Raw genomic sequence first — 18118 nt, 5'->3', positions numbered from 1 at the left:
CCTGCAAAATCCGAGCAGATGCAGCGAATTTATTCAGCGATATCTCGATCGCCGCCATGCCGCGGGGGTCGTATTGAACCTGCGCCTGAACAGCCGCGTCAGGTGCTCCTGATGGGAAAATCCGCAATCGAGCGCGATGGTGGCGATGCGGTCACCGGTCTGCTCGAGCAGCTCGCGCGCCAGATCGAGGCGCATGTCGATGAGATAGGCGTGCGGCGCCTTGCCGAGTTGCTCGCGGAATTGCCGGCTCAGATAGCTGGGGCTCCGGCCTGCCGCGGCGGCCACATCGGCAAGGCTGATCGGCTGCTCGATATGGGCGCGCATATAATCGAGTGCGCGCGTGAGATCGGGCCGGCTTGCCTCGGACCGGGCTTGCTTGAACTTGGCGCCCGAATAGCGCCGCACCAGATGAGCCGCCAGGGCGCGGGCCAGATGGTCGATGTAGATCGGCGTCGCCGCGTCCCTCGCCTCCAGCGCGAAACGCACCGCCTCCATGAGGTTTTCGAGCATGGGATCCTGATCGGCGATATCGGCGGGTATCTCCACGAGCGCCGGGTCCCCCGCGACAAGTTCAGCCGCGATTTCCTCGATGACGGACCGGCGCAGATAGACATGGATGGTGTCGAGAGCGCCATACAACCGCACCGAGAACGGCATCCCACCCGGATGCATGTGCACGCCCCCTCGCTGCACCAGATGCGCCTTGGGACGCCCCGTGTCGTAGCGGTCGAGCGTAACCGGACCGCTGCGATGCAGCACCAGGAGCTGGTCCCTGACCGGCGGGAAATGGCCTTCGAAGGGAAGCTCGGTCTGCGCCGACGCATAGAGCGCGCGCCAATCGTGTCCATCGCTCGATACGCGGCCGCGGTTGCCGCCGCGCGTAACGATCCCGTGCGTTTCCTCCTCAAGAAAAGGCACTTTGGTAAACATCTGCCATTCCCTCCCTCCTATGCAGATTTTCCTGCCGCCACGGGCGAGGCCATCCCCTATCGGGGCAAAAACAGCTCCGACAGGCGCGATTTTCGCAGGACAGGAACCATTTTGTGCAGATCGGCATCACGATCATGCAGGCGGGGCGTTCACAATCGCGATAATCTTTCAGGTTGCTGGCAGGACTCTTTGGGAGGAGTAGCCCCGTGCGGCGAAATCATTGTTTTGCTCACCCGCCCGTTCGAGCGAACGCGCGTTCTAAACGAGCATTATTCCTGCGCTTGGCAGGAAATTCCGCCACACCCCCGCACGGCTGGCAGGCTCCCGCGCCAACGGGAGATACGCATGCGCATACGCACTTTCGGCGCTGACGAAACTCACGGCATGGTCTTTCGGCCCAGCGTCGAAGGGCAGATAACCAGCAACGCGCTCGGCTGGACCACCATGTTCGCCTCTGCACAGCGCGAGTTGCCCTATGAAGGCGCCTTTCCCGCGGTCCGGGACCAACTGCTTGTCTGGCACCATGACGGCCCGGCCGTCATCCAGGGCGAGGGGGGAGACAAGCGCTTCTGCCGCGCCGTTCCCGCTGGCGGAATTCACCTCATCCCCGGCGGAGCCGATTTCAAGATCAATCTGCGCAATCCCCTAAGCACGACTCATATCTATCTGCGCCGTTCGGTCATCGAGGAGGTTGCCGCCGACATCGCGAGAGGCGATCCCGCTCTCGTCGAGATATCGCCGCACCTGTTCGATCGCGAGAACATGCTGGCCAACCTGCTGTACCCACTGGATCGCGCCTTGCGCGAAGGCAATGCGACGACGGCGTTCGGGGTCGACTATCTATCCCTATCGATCGCCGCTCATCTCATCCGGCTCTACTCGAACGCCGCCATAGTGCGGTCGGCGCGCGAGCGCTCGGCACCGGTATCGACCACCGATCGCGCCATCGAGTTCATGCGCGCTCACCTCCATGAACCCATTGGACTCACCGAAATTGCGGCCGCGGTGAACCTGAGCTCCAGTCAACTCTCAAGAGTGTTCAAGTCGTGCCTGGGAAGCCCTCCGCACCGCTTCCTCATCAACATGCGGGTACAGCAGGCCCAGCGTCTGCTCAAATCGAGCGACCTGCCGATAGCCGAGATCGCGCTCGAATGTGGGTTTTCCCATCAGGAGCACCTCACCCACCAATTTCGCCGCGTATGCAGAACCACGCCCGCGGCCTACCGCCGCGATTGTCGCTCTTGAGCAAAATCGGCAAGGGGCAGGCACGATCGGCAGCGGCGGATCTCGGGAAATGTAGGGGTGACACCGCTGCGGCGGGGGTGATGTGTTAACAATGCAGCGGCGTCACCCTTGTCCTGGGCGGTATGCGGTACCGTCAGGATATGGGAACACTAGCAAGCGGCAAAGGACCCTTGGCGGACAGGGAGGTCAGCAAATTGTCAGGTTTGCTTCCTTAAACTCGACCGATGAAACGACGATTCTTGATCTCCGCCGCGCTGGCCGTTGCCTTGATACCCGGCGTCGCCATGGCGCAGGGCCGGTCGGCGGAAAACGCTCCCGATACGCCTCCTGGGCAGGATAACCGGCCCGACACCCCGCCCGGGCTCGAAGACCGGGACGCCCCGCCCGGCATCGATAACCGTCCGGACACGCCCGGGGGACAAGGCAACCGTCCCGGGCCGGCACCGGAAAATCCCACCGCCGGGGAAAACCCGCCAGGACCGGGCTCTTCGAACGAGGATAGTGCGCTCGAAGCTGTGCGGAGCGGCCGGGCCGTGCCGTTCGACCGGGTTCTCTCCCAGGCGCAAAGCGCGACGGGCGGAGAGTTGATCGACACGCAGCTCCTGACGGTGGATGGATTTCTGCTCTACGAATTGCGCATGCTGCGGCCAGATGGAACCGTCGACCGGCTCTATTATTATGCCAGCACGGGAAATCGTGTGACGACGAGATAGATGCGCGCCCTGGTGGTTGAAGACGACGCCCGCATTGCGGCAACCCTTGATGCCGCCCTGTCGTCGGCAGGCTTGGCCGTGACGCGCCGGGCCGACGGCGAAGAGGCGTGGTTTCTGGCCGGCACCGAACCGTTCGACATCATCGTTCTCGATCTGGGCCTGCCGGGGCTCGACGGCATGACGCTGCTCAAGCGCTGGCGCAGCGAAGGCGTGATGACGCCCGTCATCATCCTTACGGCCCGCAGCCACTGGGCCGAACGCGTGGACGGCATCGAAGCGGGGGCCGATGACTATCTGGTCAAGCCCTTCCGCCCCGAGGAACTGCTGGCACGCCTGAGGGCCATCATCAGGCGCTCGTCGGGCCATGCCACCTCGCGGATCGAGATCGAGGACCTGGTGATCGATACACGCATGAAAGAGGTGACCCGGGGCGGCGTGCCGATCCCCATGCCGCCGCAGGAATACAGGCTCCTCACCTATCTCGCCCACAAGGCCGGCAGCGTGGTCTCCCAGCTCGAACTGACCGAGCATCTTTATGCGCAGGATTTCATGCGCGATTCCAATTCCATCGAAAAACTGGTCGGCCGCGTGCGCAAGCGCCTGGGCAATGACGTGATCAAGACCCGGCGGGGTTTCGGCTATTTCGTCGAAGGCCCGGACGCATGAAAGCCATATCCCTGCGCTGGCGTCTGCTGCTCGGCGCGGCGGTATGGATCGGGCTGGCGCTCGTGGCGCTGGGGCTTCTCATGGTGCAATTGTTTCGCACCCATGTCGAAGCCTCAACCGAACTCGACCTCAACGCCAGCCTCAACCGTCTCGTGGCGCAGATCGATCCGGCCGGACTGGCAGCATTTGAACGGCCGCTTTCCGATCCCCGGTATGACCTGCCTTATGGCGGGCTTTACTGGCAGGTCGAGGACGTGCAAAGGGGCGAGGTCATCCGGTCCTCCTCTCTGTTCGATTTCGTGCTCGCCCCCGATGCGGCGGCCGATGCTGCCTTGCAGACCCTGCCCGGCCCCGCCGAAACGGATCTCCTGGCGCTCAGCCGGCAGGTCAGCATCGAGGATCGCCCATTCCGGGTGACCATTGCCGAGGACAGCGCCGAAATCGATCAGGCGATCCGAGGGTTCGCATCCGAGACGGCTATCGCTTTGGCGCTGGGATGGCTGGCCCTCCTTCTGGCCGCCGTTTTGCAGGTGCGATTGGGGCTTGCCCCGCTTCAGCGCATCAGGCGCGGCCTCGAGGACGTGCAGGCGGGACGCACCGAAACGCTTCAGGGCTTTTTTCCTCCGGAGGTCGATCCGCTTGTGGCGCAGGTCAATACCATGCTGGCCGAGCAGCGGGCTTCGCTCGAATTCGCCCGTGCCCGTGCTTCCGATCTCGCCCACGGACTCAGGACGCCGCTCTCGGCATTGCAGGCGACGGCGGACAGGTTGCGAAAACTGGGGGACGCGGAAGAAGCGCAGGCAGTGGAAGAACTATGCGAGGCGATGACCGACCGCATCGAATACCAGCTTCGGCTTACCCGATTGCGGCTGCGATCGGACGCGGGCGCGGCCAGCACATCCTTGGCGAGGCCCATAGAGCAGGCGATCTCGGTGCTGCGCAAGACCAGCCAGGGCGAAGTCTTGCACTGGGAGATAGATTGCCCGGACAATATCGAAGTCCGGCTGGACCGGCACGACCTCATTGAGCTGATCGGCGTGCTGCTCGAAAATGCCGCCCGGCACGCGCGCACGCGGGTGCGGGCCAGCGGCAGGCGCATCTCGGGCCAGGCGGTGCTGTCCGTCGCCGACGATGGGCCGGGCATGACCCCAGCGCAGATGAAAACCGCTCAAAGCCGTGGCGTCCGTCACGACGAGACGGGATCGGGCGCCGGACTGGGGCTGGCGATCGCCGCAGACATCGCCCGCATAAACGGCGGTTCGCTTGAGGTTGCAGCCAGCGACCTTGGCGGGATCGAGGTGGTCGTCACCCTTCCGCTGGCATCATGAGTGATTGGCCCGGCGGCCGGCTGAACCAATTTCCTTGGCACGCATTGGTTGGGAGGGGGTGAGCACGGAGAGATGCCATGCTGCGCCCAACACTGCTGATCGGCCTTTATGCGGCCGCCATGCTGACATTTGCGGCCGCTTACTCAACGGTTCCGCTTTGAGCGACAAGAGACGGCCGCCGCTGTCCTCCCCGGGGCGAGCCGCCTCTTGTCCCTTTCTTTCATGCATCGCGTGCCTGCCGGGCACTAACGCGGATTGGCCGGGGAACCGTCTTTGGCACTGCCCGTTCTGCTGCTGCGGGGGAGTCAGAGGAGATGACTCTCATGACGATCAAGTCAAAACTGTTGAGCGGCATAGCGGCTGCCTCTCTTGCGCTTGCCACCGGGCTTTCGCCTGCCCCCATGCTGGGCGTAACCGCTGCCCAGGCCCAGGGGGTAAGCGTCGATTTCAACCTGTTCTTCAATGAACTTGAGCCACACGGTATCTGGGTCAGACACCCGCAATATCGCTATGTGTGGTGCCCCAGCGGGGTCGATGCCGGCTGGGCGCCCTATACGGTCGGCCGGTGGTTGTACCTGGCCGATTATGGCTGGTATTTCGCCTCGGACGAGCCCTATGCCTGGGCAGTCTATCACTATGGCCGCTGGTATGACGATGACCGGCTCGGCTGGTGTTGGGTGCCCGGCACCACATGGGCTCCGGCCTGGGTTTCCTGGCGCCGCGGCGACGATGTGATCGGCTGGGCTCCCTTGCGCCCCGAACGCGAAGGCTTCGAGGTCAGCGTGGAGATCAGTTCCGGCGAAGTGCCCGAGGATGATTGGTTCTTCGTTCCCGTCAGGTCCTTCATCGAGCCCGATCTGCGCGTCGAGATCGTTTTCGGCGAAGACGAGCCGGAATTTTTCGAACGGACCGAGTTCGTGGGCCCTGTCGTCGTTCAGAACAACGTGGTCGTGAACAACGTCATCGAGGTCAACTACATCGAACAGCAGATCAACCAGGAGATCATCGTCTACGAAACCGCCGAACTCGAAGAACCCACGGCGGCGACCGTTGATACCCAAGCCAACACCGTGCAGATTTTCGCGCCCCAGATCGAAGAGCCAACCGAAGAGGCCGCCCCGGCCGAAGCGGTAGAGCCCGAAGAAGCGGCAGCCGAAATCGAAGCGGGGGCCGGCGCGACGGTCGAAGGCGAAGAACCTCCCGAAGGTGAACAGCCGGCAGAGGGCGAAGAACCTGCCCAGGGTGAAGAACCCGCCGCACCGGCTGAAGGCGAACAGCCTGCCGAAGCCGAGCAGCCCGCCGATGTGGAGGCAGAAGCCGAGGCGGAGGCTGGTGCTGAAGCGGACGTCGTGACCGAGGAACCGGCTGCTGGCGAAGAACCGCTCTGTCCGACCGAAGCGATGGTCGACGGCGTCTGCCCGCCCGAAACCACCGAGGGCGGTGAAGCAGAGCAGCCCGCTCCGGCCGACGCGGCAGCACCTGCCGAAGAACCGGCAGCCCCTGTCGAAGAGCCGGCGCCCGTCGAGGAACCCGCTCCCGCTGAAGAGCCCGCGCCGGTAGAGGAGACCGCTCCGGCAGAAGAGCCGGCAATGCCTGCAGAGGAACCCGCTCCGGCGCCTGAACCCGCGCCCGCACAGGAGCCGGCCCCGGCTCCAGAGCCAGCCCCGGCGGAAGAACCCGCTGCTCCCGAGCAGGCGGCCCCGGAAGAGCAACCGGCTCCCGAGGAAGCTCTCCCCGGTTGTCCGCCGGAATTCGTGGTCGATGGTCAGTGCATGATGGGCGAAGCCCCAGCGGAAGCACCGGCGCAATAATCGCCACCTCGCGCAGCCAGTTCGGCCGGAGAGATGTTCTCCCTGGCCGAACTGGACCGTCCGGGCACCGCCCGGCTATTGGTTTGCCCTGCCCGGCAATTCAAAAGCTTAGATTTCGATCTGCAGCCGTGCCCGCGTGCCGCGTGCCACATTCTCGTAGGCCAGCGTCGCACCGAGGCCGCTGGCCGTCGCGGCGATGACGCGGGAGCCGACACCGGTGCCGTGGATCTTGCCCTCACCCATCCAGCCGATGCCGTCGTCCTCGACGACGATCTCGATCTTGCCCGGCTCGATCTGGCTCGCCTTCACCCGGATTTCTCCCGCCTCGCGATCGCGATAGGCGTATTTGGCCGCGTTGGTCACCAATTCGTTGACGATCACCCCAACCGAGACCGCCTTGTCGGTGGGCAAGCGCAACGGTTCGGCCAAAAGCCGGATATCGGCCGCCGAACCGTCGAGGCTCATGGTCGCCTGGATGTCACTGGCAAGGTTGCCCAGATAGGCATCGATCTCGACGAACCGGACATCGTCGGTGGTATAGAGCCGTTTGTGGATTCCCGCGATCGCCGAGATCCGCCCCTGGGTCTCGGCAAGCGCTTCCTTGGCCGCCGGGTCGGTCACCGCCGACATCTGCAGGCGCACCAGCGCCGCCACCAGCGCCAGGGAGTTGGCGACGCGGTGATTGACCTCGGCCAGTGCCAGTTCGGCCCGCTCCCGGGCCTCGCGCATTTCGCGTTCGGCCCGCTCGCGCGCCTTGCGCAGCCGCGAGGTCTCGATCGCCTGCTCGATGGCGTTGCTCAAAAGCTCGAGAAAATCCTCGCCCACCGTCTTGAGCACATAATCCGCCGCCCCCGACTTGAGCGCGGCCACCGCGATCGCCGCTTCGGTCGATCCCGTGACATAGACGACGGGCGGCGAATTCTCGCGCGCCGCGACCTCTTCGAGCATGGCGAGCCCGGTGCGATCGGCCAGATAATGGTCGAGCACCAGAACGTCGATGTCGCCGTCCTTCAATCGCTCCAGCCCGTCATCGGCGCCGGTCACGTGGATGATGTCGCGCCCCTGCCGGCCCAGCACCTTCTGCACAAGGCGCCCGAGCGCGGGATCGTCATCGATATAAAGAATCTTGGCGGGGGTGTTCGGCATTTGCCCTATGCGGTCTCCGGAACCTGCATCACCGAGAAGAACAATCCCAGTTGGCGGATGGCGTTGGCAAAGCCGTCATAGTCGACAGGCTTGGTGATATAGACATTGGCGCCCAGATCGTAACAGCGCTGGATTTCGCGCTCGTCGTCGGTGGTGGTCAGGACCACCACGGGGGTGCGCTTGGTGTGGATGTTGGCCTTGACCTTTTCCAGGATCGCCACGCCCGTGGTGTCGGGCAGGTTGAGGTCGAGCAGGATGAGCAGGTGCCGATGGGTGCTCACTTCTCCCGATCCGTCCGGCCCGAACAGATATTCGAGCGCATCGGTGCCGTTGACGAAGGGGATGATCTCGTTGTTGACACCGGCGCGCCGGATGTTCTTTTCGATGAGCCGCGCATGGCCCTCATCGTCTTCGATCATCAGGATGGTGACGGGTTTTGCATCGACACTCATGATAAAGCCTTGCTCCTAGCAATAACGCGCAGGTCGGGCGCGATGATCACCGTGAACGTGGTTCCGTGATCGCGATTGGATTGTAATTCGATATCGCCGCCGAGATTGCGGGCCATGATGCGCACATGCGCCAGCCCGATGCCTTCGCCCGGAACGGTTTGATTGCCCGAGCGGCGAAACAGCTCGAACACGCGTTCGTGATCTTCGGGCGCAATGCCACGGCCATTGTCCCGCACATCGATGACAATGCGGCCGTCGCGTTCCTGCCGTCCCTTTACGGCAATGTCTATCGGACGGTCCGGATGCCTGTACTTTATGGCATTATCGAGAAGGTTGCCCAAAATCTGCTCCAATGCCAGCCGATCGGAAAATACCGGTGGCGTGGAGACGTCGATGGTGACCTCCCCGCCCGTCTCGTCGATCTGGTGCCTGACCGCGGCCACCGCGCCTTCCACCAGTTCGGCAAGATCGAGTCGTTCCGATTTGAGTTCGCGTCGTCCCTCGCGCGAAATCTTTAAGATCGCATTGATGAGCCCGTCCATCTTGCGCGTCGAGGAGCGGATGAACCCGATCGCTTCGGGCAGATCCTCTTGCGCGGTCTGGCGCGCCTCGGCGAGCACGGGATCGTCGGGGTTTTCCCCATGGCTTTCCACCAGCGCGTTGATCGGCCCGAGGGCAGCTTCGAGCTCGGAGGTAAAGCCCATGATGTTGACGAGCGGCGCACGCAGGTCGTGGGTGACGATATAGGCGAAGCGCTGCACCTCTTCATTGGCCCGGCGCAGGTCGACCGTCCGCTCGGCGACCCTTTTCTCGAGGTCTCGGTTGAGCATTTCCACTTCGTCGCGGGCCGTGTCCAGTTCGCGGGTATAGCGCAGCACCACCCAGGCCGCACCGCCCACCACGCCCACGATCACCAGCGCACCGATCAGGGCGATGATGCGCAGGGCGTTGGCCGCCCCGCGCTGCTCGATGACGCCGTTGAAGATGCGCATATCGGATGTTTCGATCACCGAATCGAGCACCTGCCGGATGCGGCTCATGATCGCTTCGCCCGCATCCGTCCGCACGATGGCGATGGCTTGCCCGAGCTCTCCCGCGCCGGCCAATTCGATTGTCCTTGCCAGTTCGGTCCGCTTGGTATCGATATCGCTGCTCAGGGCCTGGAGCGGCTCCTCGGTCTGCGGGAACGCCGCGAGCGAGGCGACCAGCCGGTTATAGGCGCCCTCGATGGCGCCCACGGCGGCCTCGTAAGGCTCCAGATAGGACGGATCGAGTGTCAGCAGATAGCCGCGCTGTCCCGATTGCGCGTCCTGGAGCAGGTTGCGCAATTCGACGGCCGCCCCGCGCGCCTCGCGGGCCTGCACGACCTCTTCGAAATAGACCTGGGTACGCTCGACGAGCCATATCGTCGTCCCCACGATGCCGATCAGCGCGAGGACGCCGACAATAATAAGGGCAAGGCTGACCCGGGCGAAGCCCTTCGACGAAATCGGCATATGCGGTGGTTTGGCCCGGTAATCAACGCGTTACACCCTTTTGAAACATATCGGGGCCGAACACAAGCAGGCGATAGGCTTGCGGCGTCCGGCGCGGCGTCCCATATTTTCTTCATAAGGAAAGGAAAGGCCGTGGCCGACAAGACCCCGACCCGCAAATCCGACACGACGCCGGCATCCGAAAACACGCGGAGCGCCGAGATCGCCGATTTCGTCGCCAAGGTCGGCGCCATGGCCGCAACCCGCAAGGCCGGCGCATCGGGAGAACGCGGACGGTTGTTGTTCGCCCTCGACGCCACGATGAGCCGCCAGCCCACCTGGGATCTCGCCTGCCAATTGCAGGCGGAAATGTTCGAAACAGTGGCCCGCACCGGCGGGCTCGACGTCCAGCTCATCTATTTCCGCGGCTTCGGCGAGTGCCGCGCCTCGCGCTGGGTTTCGGACGCCCGCGCCCTGGCGCAACTGATGACGGGCATCGATTGCCGGGGCGGGCATACCCAGATCTCCAAGGTCTTCTCCCACGCCCGCGCCGAACACAACAAAACCAGGATCAATGCCGTCGTCTATGTGGGCGACGCCATGGAAGAGGACGTGGACAAGCTCGCCCAGAAGGCGGGCGAGCTGGGCCTGCTCGGATGCCCGATCTTCCTGTTCCAGGAAGGCCATGACGGGGCGACGCAAACCGCCTTCAAGGAATTCGCCCGGCTCTCCAAGGGCGCTTATGCGCGCTTTGATGCCGGCGCAGCGGCCGAACTGGCGGCGCTTTTGCGCGCCGTCGCCGCTTATGCCAGCGGCGGGCGGGCCGCGCTCAAGCTGCAAGGGAGCGGGACGGCGCGATTGCTGCTCGAACAGCTCTCATGACCTGGCTCGTCCTCGGCGGCGCCCTCGCCGTTATCGTCCTTTATCTCGCCACGCTTTTCGCCCGGGGCGAAATCCGGCGCCTGGTGCGCACCCTGCGCTGGGTGGTGGGTGGCGCGCTGCTGGGCGGCGCCGGCCTTTTGGGCGCACGCGGCCAGATGCTGATCGCGAGCTTTCTGGCGGCGGGCGGCATCGGGCTTTTGCTGCGCGGACGGCTCGGCCCCATCGATTTCGGGTCGGGGCTGTCGAGCCCCAACAACGCCTCTGCGGTATCCTCGCACCATTTCGACATGCGGCTCGACCATGAAACCGGCGAGGTTTCGGGCACCGTGCGCGCCGGCCACTTCGCCGGCCGTCCGCTTGCCCAGCTTTCGGCCGCCGAATGCTGGGCTCTCTATGACGAGGTGAGCGACGACCCGGATTCGCTCGCGCTCTATGAAAGCTGGCTCAATGCCAACCGCGCCGGATGGCGCGATTATTTCGCCACCGAGTTCGGCATGGACCCCGGCGAAGAGGAAGCAGCGCCCGGAAGCGGCCCGGCAACCGAGATCAGCGGCACCGAGGAAGCCTATCAGATCCTGGGGCTGGAGCCGGGCGCGAGCGCCGAAGCGATCAAGGCCGCGCATCGCAAGCTGATGAAATCGGTCCACCCCGACGCCGGCGGCTCGGCCTTTCTGGCCGCCCGCATCAACCAGGCCAAGGATTTGCTGCTCAAGCAAGCGACGGCGACACGAAAATCCTAACCGATCGTGCTCTATAGGGAACCACAGCAGGAGCAGTCACGTTGCTGTGAGTTAGCTATGGGGGAAACATGTTTGGTTTCGTTATCAATCCGCCGGTCTTTTTCGGTTCGCTTATAATCATCGCGCTGTTTCTGGGCGTGGGGCTTTTGGCGCCGAGCCAGGCGAGCGTCTTTTTCGACCAGCTTCAGTCAACGATCCTCGATCAGTTCGGTTGGCTGTATCTTCTCGCGGTCGGCATCATGCTGATCGCCGTTCTGTTGTTCGCCTTTTCCCGCTTTGGCGATCTCAAGCTCGGGCCCGACGATGCAACGCCCGATTTTGCCTACCATTCCTGGATCGCCATGCTCTTTGCCGCCGGCATGGGCATCGGGCTCATGTATTACGGCGTCGGCGAACCGGTCAGCCATTACGCTAGTCCCCCCGAGGCCGAACCCTTCACCATTCAGGCTGTGCGCGAGGCCCTCAGCTCCACCTTCTTCCACTGGGGCATTCATGCGTGGGCTGTCTATGCGGTTGTCGGGCTGGCGCTGGCCTATTTCGGCTATCGCTACAACCTGCCGCTGACCATCCGGTCGGGCCTTTACCCGCTGCTCAAGGAAAAGATCCACGGCCCCATCGGCCATGTGGTCGATGTCTTCGCCATTGTGGGCACCGTCTTCGGCCTTGCCACCTCGCTGGGCTTCGGCGTGGATCAGATCAGCACCGGGCTTCATTATCTGGTGGGCTTTCCCAATTCGATCGAATTCCAGGTTGCCTTGGTCGCCGGCATCATCGCCATCGCCGGGTTGTCGGTGGTGACGGGTGTGGACAAGGGCGTGCGCATCCTTTCCGAGATCAATCTCAGCGTCGCAGTTCTTTTGATGATCTTCGTGCTGCTGGTCGGTCCCACCGGGCAATTGCTGCGCGACCTCGTCACCAATATCGGTCTCTATCTCGACCGCTTCGTGCTGATGACGTTCAACATCTACGCCTATGATCCGCGCCAGTGGATCGAGGATTGGACGCTGTTCTACTGGGCGTGGTGGATTTCCTGGTCGCCGTTCGTGGGCATGTTCATCGCCCGTATTTCCCGTGGCCGCACGGTGCGCGAATTCCTCGTCTCCGTGCTGTTCATCCCGGCCGGGTTCACCTTCATCTGGATGACCATTTTCGGCAACACCGGCATCTTCGTGGACATGAACATGGCGGCCGGCGCGCTCAGCACCGCCATCACCGACGACATATCGGTGGGCCTGTTCCAGTTCTTCGAATATCTGCCCCTGAGCGGGATCACCTCCACGCTGGCGATCATCCTGGTGTCGGTGTTCTTCATCACCTCGGCCGATTCCGGTTCACTGGTCGTCGATACGATAGCAGCGGGCGGGCGCACCGATACCAAGGCCGTCCAACGCCTGTTCTGGTGCGTGGTCTGCGGCGCGACCGCCGCGCTGTTGATGCTCGCGGGCGGTCTTGAGGCGCTGCAATCGGCCACCATCGCCAGCGCCCTGCCGTTTACCGTGGTGATGCTGGTCCTTGTCTGGTCGATGTTCACCGGCATGCGGGCCGACCTTCATGCCCAGCAAGCGCCTGTTGGGACCTTCGCTCCTCACCCTGTGACCAGCGCCACCTGGCAGCGCCGTCTGGCCATGATGCTGCGCGCGCCTACCGCCAGGGAGGTGGATGCCTTTATCGACCAGGAAGTGCCCCCGGCGCTGGAAGCCGTCCGGGCCGAGTTGGAAAAGCGGGGCCAGCAGGCCGAGGTCACTCGAAACGAGGAGACCGGATCGGCTGCCCTCACCCTACCGGCCGAGGGCTATCGCGATTTCGTCTATGGCGTTCACCGTGCCGAGCACAAGCTGCCGGCCTTTTCGGCCCATGACGCGACGCTCCCCGATTACCGCTATGAGGCGCGGACCTATTTCTCCGACGGGTCGATGGGCTACGACATCATGGGGCTGAGCCGAGACCAGATCATCGCCGACGTTCTGGCCCAGTTCGAGCGCTATCTGACGCTCGTGGCCTCGCCGCAATCCCAGCTCCTCTCGGGTGCTCCCGAGCACGAGCCCGAGGTGGTCGAGGTCAATAGTTCTTCATCCTGAGGTGCGGGATACCCGCGTCCATGAACTCGTCACCGTAGGCTGCGAACCCCAGGCGGGCATAAAATCCCACCTTGTCCGCCTGGGATTCGAGATAGCAGCGTGTCTGGCCCTTTTCCCTGGCCACCTCGACCGCGAATTCGATGAGCCGCGCGCCAAGCTTCAGCCCGCGATGGGATCTGGCGATCGCCACCCGGCCGATCTTGGCGTGTTCGGGCTTGAACAGTATCCGCGCGACCGCCACCACCGATCCGTCCATGACGCCCACCAGATGGGTCGCCGTCATGTCGTCGGCATCGTGTTCGAGTTCGGGCGGCACCTGCTGTTCGATCACGAACACTTCGCGCCTGAGCGCAAAGCCCAGATTGCAGAGCGGCGAAAACACCGGAACCGCCAGCAATGTGAAACCGGACCCCGCCATCAGGCAAAAACGCTCGCGCCACGGTCGGCGGCGCCGACCAGTTGCCGGAAACCGGCAAACAATTCGCGCCCCATGCCGAAATGCTGGTCGGCAAGGTCTTCCGTCGCCGCCGGGCGGGCCAGGAACTCTTCGATATCGCCAAGATACTCCAGCGTCCCCGCCTCGGAATCGAGCCGCAGCATATCCCCGTCGCGCAGCTTGGCGATTGGCCCGCCATCGGCGGCTTCGGGGGTCATGTGGATGGCGGCGGGCACTTTGCCCGAAGCCCCCGACATGCGCCCATCGGTGACCAACGCCACCTTGATCCCCCGGTCCTGCAGAATGCCCAGGGTCGGGGTGAGCTTATGGAGCTCGGGCATGCCGATCGCCTTGGGGCCCTGGAAACGGATCACGGCGATGAAATCGGAAGTGAGTTCCCCCGCCTTGAAGGCGTCCTGCAGGCCCTTTTGTGAGTGGAACACCTTGGCCGGCGCTTCGATCAGCCGGTTCTCGGGCTTGACCGCCGAGATCTTGATCACCGACTTGCCCAGAGTGCCCGAAAGCAGCTTGAGCCCGCCCGTCTTTGCGAAGGGCTCGCCGGCCTTGGCCAGAACCTTGGGATTGCCGCTTTCCGCCGGAACCGGCTCGAAGCTCAGCTCGTCATCGATATAGCGCGGCTCTTTGGTATAGGCCTCGAGCCCCTTGCCCCAGACGGTCGTCACGTCCTCGTGCAGATACCCCGCATCGAGCAGTTCGCGGATGAGGAACCCCATCCCGCCGGCGGCATGGAAATGGTTCACATCGGCCAGCCCGTTGGGATAGACGCGCGCCAGAAGCGGCACGACGTCGGAAAGCCTGGACATGTCGTCCCAGGTGATCTTCAAGCCCGCCGCATTGGCCATGGCCACAAGGTGCATGGTGTGATTGGTCGATCCGCCCGTCGCCAGCAGCCCCACCAGCCCGTTGACGATCGACTTCTCGTCGATCACATGCCCGGCCGGGGTATATTCATTGCCCTGCGCGGTGATCGCCAGCGCCCGTTTGGTCGCCGCCCGGGTCAGCGCATCGCGCAGCGGCGTGCCCGGATTGACAAAGCTCGCGCCGGGCAGGTGCAGGCCCATGATCTCCATAAGCATCTGGTTGGAGTTCGCCGTGCCATAGAAGGTGCACGTCCCCGGCCCGTGATAGGATTTGCTTTCCGCTTCGAGCAGCTCGGCCCGCCCCACCTTGCCCTCGGCAAAGAGCTGGCGGATGCGCGCCTTTTCGTCATTGGGCAGCCCCGTGGTCATCGGCCCGGCGGGGATGAACACCGCCGGCAGGTGCCCGAAGGTCAGGGCGGCAATCACCAGCCCCGGAACGATCTTGTCGCAGATCCCCAGAAACACCGCCGCGTCGAACATGTTGTGGCTCAAGCCCACCGCGGCGGCCATGGCGATCACATCGCGGGAAAACAGCGAGAGATCCATGCCGGTCTGGCCCTGGGTCACCCCGTCGCACATGGCCGGCACCCCGCCCGCCACCTGCGCCACCCCGCCTGCATCGCGCGCCGCCTCGCGGATGATCGCGGGATAGGTCTCATAGGGCTGATGCGCCGAGAGCATGTCGTTATAGGCGGTGATGATCCCCAGATTGAGCGCCGTATCGCCGGCGAGCTGGCTCTTGTCGCCCGGCCCGCAGGCGGCAAAGCCGTGCGCGAGGTTGCCGCAGGAAAGCGCTGTGCGATGCACGCCCTGGGCACGGGCACGGTCGAGTCTATCGAGGTAATCGCGGCGCGAAGCTTCCGAACGCGCCGCGATCGCATCGGTCACGTCCTGAATCACTGTCTTGACGGTCATGGTCGCCTCCTTAGCGAGGGTGTTGGAGGTCAGAAACGAAAAGCGTTCTGGCGTTCAGGACACCAGTAGAGGGAAACGGGAATATGACTCTGGGAGAGCACGGCGCGCACCGGCATGGTCTCCACCGGCCCGGTCTCGAGCGCCTTGTCGAGCACCTGCGCCTTTTCCTCTCCCTCGATGTGAAGATAGAGGGCGCGGGTCTGCAAAAGGCGCGCAAGCGTAAAGGTCACGCGCGGTTCGCCCGCGCCGGGCGCGCGGATGGCAACGACCGGCCCCTCGGCATTGAGCGCCTCTTCGAGCGCATCGCCACCGGGAAAGAACGAGGCTGTATGCCCGTCATTGCCCATCCCCAGGATGACGGCATCGAACGGAACCGGCACCTGCGCCACGGCGCTATTGGCTTGGGCAATGCCGGCCGCATCGGGTTCGTCCGTTCCGGCATAAAGCGGCACGAATCTGGCCGCCGCCGCCGCACCGGTCAGAAGGTTCTCCTTGACCAGCCGCGCGTTGGAGCGGTCCGAGCTCTCATCCACCCAGCGCTCGTCGACCAGGGTCACTGTAACGTTCTCCCAGTCGATATCGTCGCGCGCGCCAAGCACCTCGAAGAACCGCTTCGGCGTCGAGCCCCCCGAAACGGCGAGCGAAGCTTCGCCCCGCTCATCGAGCCCGGCGTTCAAATTCTCGGCCACCGCATCGGCCAGGGCCTGGGCGAGCTTGTCCTTGGTCGAAAATACATTGCGCTCGATGGTCATGCTCTCTCTTACTCCTGTACGTGCCGAACGGCTGCGCCCCTGCTCACCCCCATCCCCTCTCCCACCAGGGGAGAAGGAGGGCTCAGAGCCGAGGAGCCCGAGCTACCCCTTCTCCCCTGGTGGGAGAAGGTGCCCCGAAGGGGCGAATGAGGGGGGCGACGCCGAAGGCGTCGTTAATAATCCCCTTCGTGCCAGGTGCGCCCGTCGCGTTCGATCAGCGCCACCGACCCGGTCGGCCCCCATGTTCCCGCAGTATAGGTCTGAGGGGCATCTGACGCATTGTCCCAGGCCTGGCGTATCGGATCGATCCAGCGCCAGGCCGCTTCGAGCTCGTCGCGGCGCATGAACAGGGTCTGGTTGCCGCGGATCACATCGAGCAGCAGCCGCTCATAGGCCTCGGGCGTGCGCTCGTGGAACGTTTCGGCGAACGAGAGGTTCAGCGGCACTTCGCGCAGCCGCATGCCGCCGGGGCCGGGATCCTTGATCATCAGGAAGAGCTTGACCCCTTCATCGGGCTGCAGCCGGATCACCAGCCGGTTGGCCTTTGGCGCGCCCTCGGCATGGTCGAAGATCGAATGGGGAATGGCGCGGAACTGGATGACGATCTCCGACACCCGGTTCGCCAGCCGCTTGCCGGTCCGCAGATAGAACGGCACGCCCGACCAACGCCAGTTTTCCACCTCGGCCTTGATGGCCACGAAGGTTTCGGTGCGCGAGCCGCGCTTTTCGGCCGGCAATTCGTCCTGATAGCCGGCCACCGACCCGCCATTGACCGCCCCGCCGCGATACTGCCCGCGTACAGTGGCGCGCGCGACATTGTCGCCCGTGATGGGCTTTAACGAGCGCAGCACCTTGAGCTTTTCGTCGCGCAGGGCGTTGGCGTCGTCGGACGCCGGCGGCTCCATGGCGACCAGGCACAAAAGCTGCATCAGATGGTTCTGCACCATGTCCCGCAGCGCGCCGGAATCGTCGTAATAGCCGCGCGTTCCCGCCCCCACGTCCTCGGCCACGGTGATCTGCACATGGTCGATATGGGCGGCGTCCCAGATCGGCTCGAACAGGATATTGCCGAACCGCAGCGCCAGAAGGTTCTGGACCGTTTCCTTACCCAGATAATGGTCGATACGGTAAACCTGGTCCTCGGCGAAAACCTCGGAAATCTGGTCGTTGATCTCCATCGAGGATTCGAGATCGTGCCCGAGGGGCTTTTCCACCACCACGCGGGCATCGCGCCGCCAATAGCCCTTGTTGTCGAGATAGTCGCAGATCGGCCCGAACAGCGAGGGCGCGACGGCCAGATAGAAGGCGCGCACGATCTCGGGATCGGTGCGCAGGGTCTTTTCCAGATCGGCCCAGCCCGCCTGGTCGGTCACATCGTTGGCGACATAGGAAAAGCACGAGACGAACCGGGCGAGGGTCTTTTCGTCGCGATACTCCTTGCCGACGAATTCGGTCACCGCCTCGCGGGCGATCTTCTGGAAGTCGGCATCGCTCAATTCGGAGCGCGACACCCCGATGATGCGCGAGCGCTCGTCGAACTGGCCGTCGGCGAAGCGGTGATAAAGCGCCGGGATAAGCTTGCGCTTGGTCAGATCGCCCGTGGCGCCGAAAACGACATAGTCGAATGGTTGAACCGGAATGATGCGTGCGGACAAGGACGGTCCCTCC

At 64.0% G+C, this 18118-nt stretch carries 16 protein-coding genes; 8 read left to right on the top strand and 8 right to left on the bottom strand.

What is annotated here, in order from left to right; translation table 11 throughout:
* Positions 1 to 33 precede the first annotated feature (33 nt).
* A complete protein-coding gene (locus tag NO932_RS01970) occupies positions 34 to 930 on the bottom strand; it encodes an AraC family transcriptional regulator (protein WP_309209347.1) in 897 nt (298 codons plus the stop codon).
* A gap of 345 nt (positions 931 to 1275) precedes the next feature.
* Between NO932_RS01970 and NO932_RS01965 the strand changes: the two genes are divergently transcribed.
* The 5 genes from NO932_RS01965 (at position 1276) to NO932_RS01945 (ending at position 6693) form a co-directional block, all read left to right on the top strand.
* Positions 1276 to 2175: an AraC family transcriptional regulator gene (locus tag NO932_RS01965; protein WP_309162902.1), complete on the top strand. Its 900-nt coding sequence runs from the start codon at positions 1276 to 1278 to the stop codon at positions 2173 to 2175.
* 224 nt (positions 2176 to 2399) lie between these two features.
* A complete protein-coding gene (locus NO932_RS01960; protein ID WP_309209346.1) occupies positions 2400 to 2888 on the top strand; it encodes a hypothetical protein in 489 nt (162 codons plus the stop codon).
* Positions 2889 to 3554: a response regulator transcription factor gene (locus tag NO932_RS01955; RefSeq protein WP_309209345.1), complete on the top strand. Its 666-nt coding sequence runs from the start codon at positions 2889 to 2891 to the stop codon at positions 3552 to 3554. It begins immediately after the preceding gene.
* A complete protein-coding gene (locus tag NO932_RS01950; protein ID WP_309209344.1) occupies positions 3551 to 4882 on the top strand; it encodes a HAMP domain-containing sensor histidine kinase in 1332 nt (443 codons plus the stop codon). The genes NO932_RS01955 and NO932_RS01950 overlap by 4 nt, the downstream gene beginning before the upstream one ends.
* Before the next feature lie 323 nt (positions 4883 to 5205).
* Positions 5206 to 6693, top strand: coding sequence for a DUF6600 domain-containing protein (locus NO932_RS01945; protein WP_309209343.1), 1488 nt, complete (start codon positions 5206 to 5208; stop codon positions 6691 to 6693).
* Between the two features lie 108 nt (positions 6694 to 6801).
* On the opposite strand, the gene NO932_RS01940 is transcribed toward NO932_RS01945, so the two are convergent.
* The 3 genes from NO932_RS01940 to NO932_RS01930 are packed head-to-tail and all read right to left on the bottom strand — an operon-like array spanning position 6802 to position 9787.
* Positions 6802 to 7839, bottom strand: a complete 1038-nt coding sequence (locus NO932_RS01940; RefSeq protein ID WP_309209342.1) for a histidine kinase dimerization/phosphoacceptor domain -containing protein — start codon at positions 7837 to 7839, stop codon at positions 6802 to 6804.
* A gap of 5 nt (positions 7840 to 7844) precedes the next feature.
* Complete coding sequence (locus NO932_RS01935; protein ID WP_309162909.1) at positions 7845 to 8291, bottom strand: response regulator; 447 nt, start codon at positions 8289 to 8291, stop codon at positions 7845 to 7847.
* Complete coding sequence (locus NO932_RS01930; protein WP_309209341.1) at positions 8288 to 9787, bottom strand: CHASE3 domain-containing protein; 1500 nt, start codon at positions 9785 to 9787, stop codon at positions 8288 to 8290. The genes NO932_RS01935 and NO932_RS01930 overlap by 4 nt, the downstream gene beginning before the upstream one ends.
* A gap of 132 nt (positions 9788 to 9919) precedes the next feature.
* Between NO932_RS01930 and NO932_RS01925 the strand changes: the two genes are divergently transcribed.
* From NO932_RS01925 to NO932_RS01915, 3 genes are all read left to right on the top strand, one after another.
* The gene (locus NO932_RS01925; RefSeq protein WP_309209339.1) at positions 9920 to 10648 is read left to right on the top strand and encodes a VWA domain-containing protein; all 729 of its coding nucleotides are present in this window, start codon (positions 9920 to 9922) and stop codon (positions 10646 to 10648) included.
* Complete coding sequence (locus NO932_RS01920) at positions 10645 to 11388, top strand: DnaJ domain-containing protein (RefSeq protein WP_309209338.1); 744 nt, start codon at positions 10645 to 10647, stop codon at positions 11386 to 11388. Before NO932_RS01925 ends, NO932_RS01920 begins: the two co-directional genes overlap by 4 nt.
* 68 nt (positions 11389 to 11456) lie before the next feature.
* Positions 11457 to 13466 carry a BCCT family transporter gene (locus NO932_RS01915; RefSeq protein WP_309209337.1) on the top strand — a complete coding sequence of 670 codons (2010 nt, stop codon included), beginning with the start codon at positions 11457 to 11459 and terminating at the stop codon, positions 13464 to 13466.
* On the opposite strand, the gene NO932_RS01910 is transcribed toward NO932_RS01915, so the two are convergent.
* The 4 genes from NO932_RS01910 to zwf form a co-directional block, all read right to left on the bottom strand.
* Complete coding sequence (locus tag NO932_RS01910; protein ID WP_309209335.1) at positions 13447 to 13884, bottom strand: GNAT family N-acetyltransferase; 438 nt, start codon at positions 13882 to 13884, stop codon at positions 13447 to 13449. The two genes, NO932_RS01915 and NO932_RS01910, sit on opposite strands and share 20 nt — an antisense overlap.
* Positions 13884 to 15698 carry a phosphogluconate dehydratase gene (gene edd / locus NO932_RS01905; RefSeq protein WP_309209334.1) on the bottom strand — a complete coding sequence of 605 codons (1815 nt, stop codon included), beginning with the start codon at positions 15696 to 15698 and terminating at the stop codon, positions 13884 to 13886. The genes NO932_RS01910 and edd overlap by 1 nt, the downstream gene beginning before the upstream one ends.
* Positions 15699 to 15727: 29 nt before the next feature.
* Entirely contained in the window at positions 15728 to 16450 is a 723-nt protein-coding gene (gene pgl / locus NO932_RS01900; protein ID WP_309209333.1) for a 6-phosphogluconolactonase, read from the bottom strand.
* A gap of 173 nt (positions 16451 to 16623) precedes the next feature.
* Positions 16624 to 18105, bottom strand: a complete 1482-nt coding sequence (gene zwf / locus NO932_RS01895) for a glucose-6-phosphate dehydrogenase (RefSeq protein WP_309209332.1) — start codon at positions 18103 to 18105, stop codon at positions 16624 to 16626.
* Positions 18106 to 18118 lie beyond the last annotated feature (13 nt).

The sequence above is a fragment of the Pelagibacterium sp. 26DY04 genome, assembly GCF_031202305.1.
GTDB lineage: Bacteria > Pseudomonadota > Alphaproteobacteria > Rhizobiales > Devosiaceae > Pelagibacterium.
The sequence above is the reverse complement of the archived record's forward strand: the minus strand, read 5'-3'. Positions and strand labels throughout refer to the sequence as shown.

Excerpts from the sequence above, each read along its gene's own strand:
- NO932_RS01970 (WP_309209347.1), bottom strand. The coding sequence starts at position 930 with ATGTTTACCAAAGTGCCTTTTCTTGAGGAGGAAACGCACGGGATCGTT.
- NO932_RS01965 (WP_309162902.1), top strand. The coding sequence starts at position 1,276 with ATGCGCATACGCACTTTCGGCGCTGACGAAACTCACGGCATGGTCTTT.
- NO932_RS01960 (WP_309209346.1), top strand. The coding sequence starts at position 2,400 with ATGAAACGACGATTCTTGATCTCCGCCGCGCTGGCCGTTGCCTTGATA.
- NO932_RS01955 (WP_309209345.1), top strand. The coding sequence starts at position 2,889 with ATGCGCGCCCTGGTGGTTGAAGACGACGCCCGCATTGCGGCAACCCTT.
- NO932_RS01950 (WP_309209344.1), top strand. The coding sequence starts at position 3,551 with ATGAAAGCCATATCCCTGCGCTGGCGTCTGCTGCTCGGCGCGGCGGTA.
- NO932_RS01945 (WP_309209343.1), top strand. The coding sequence starts at position 5,206 with ATGACGATCAAGTCAAAACTGTTGAGCGGCATAGCGGCTGCCTCTCTT.
- NO932_RS01940 (WP_309209342.1), bottom strand. The coding sequence starts at position 7,839 with ATGCCGAACACCCCCGCCAAGATTCTTTATATCGATGACGATCCCGCG.
- NO932_RS01935 (WP_309162909.1), bottom strand. The coding sequence starts at position 8,291 with ATGAGTGTCGATGCAAAACCCGTCACCATCCTGATGATCGAAGACGAT.
- NO932_RS01930 (WP_309209341.1), bottom strand. The coding sequence starts at position 9,787 with ATGCCGATTTCGTCGAAGGGCTTCGCCCGGGTCAGCCTTGCCCTTATT.
- NO932_RS01920 (WP_309209338.1), top strand. The coding sequence starts at position 10,645 with ATGACCTGGCTCGTCCTCGGCGGCGCCCTCGCCGTTATCGTCCTTTAT.
- NO932_RS01915 (WP_309209337.1), top strand. The coding sequence starts at position 11,457 with ATGTTTGGTTTCGTTATCAATCCGCCGGTCTTTTTCGGTTCGCTTATA.
- NO932_RS01910 (WP_309209335.1), bottom strand. The coding sequence starts at position 13,884 with ATGGCGGGGTCCGGTTTCACATTGCTGGCGGTTCCGGTGTTTTCGCCG.
- edd (WP_309209334.1), bottom strand. The coding sequence starts at position 15,698 with ATGACCGTCAAGACAGTGATTCAGGACGTGACCGATGCGATCGCGGCG.
- pgl (WP_309209333.1), bottom strand. The coding sequence starts at position 16,450 with ATGACCATCGAGCGCAATGTATTTTCGACCAAGGACAAGCTCGCCCAG.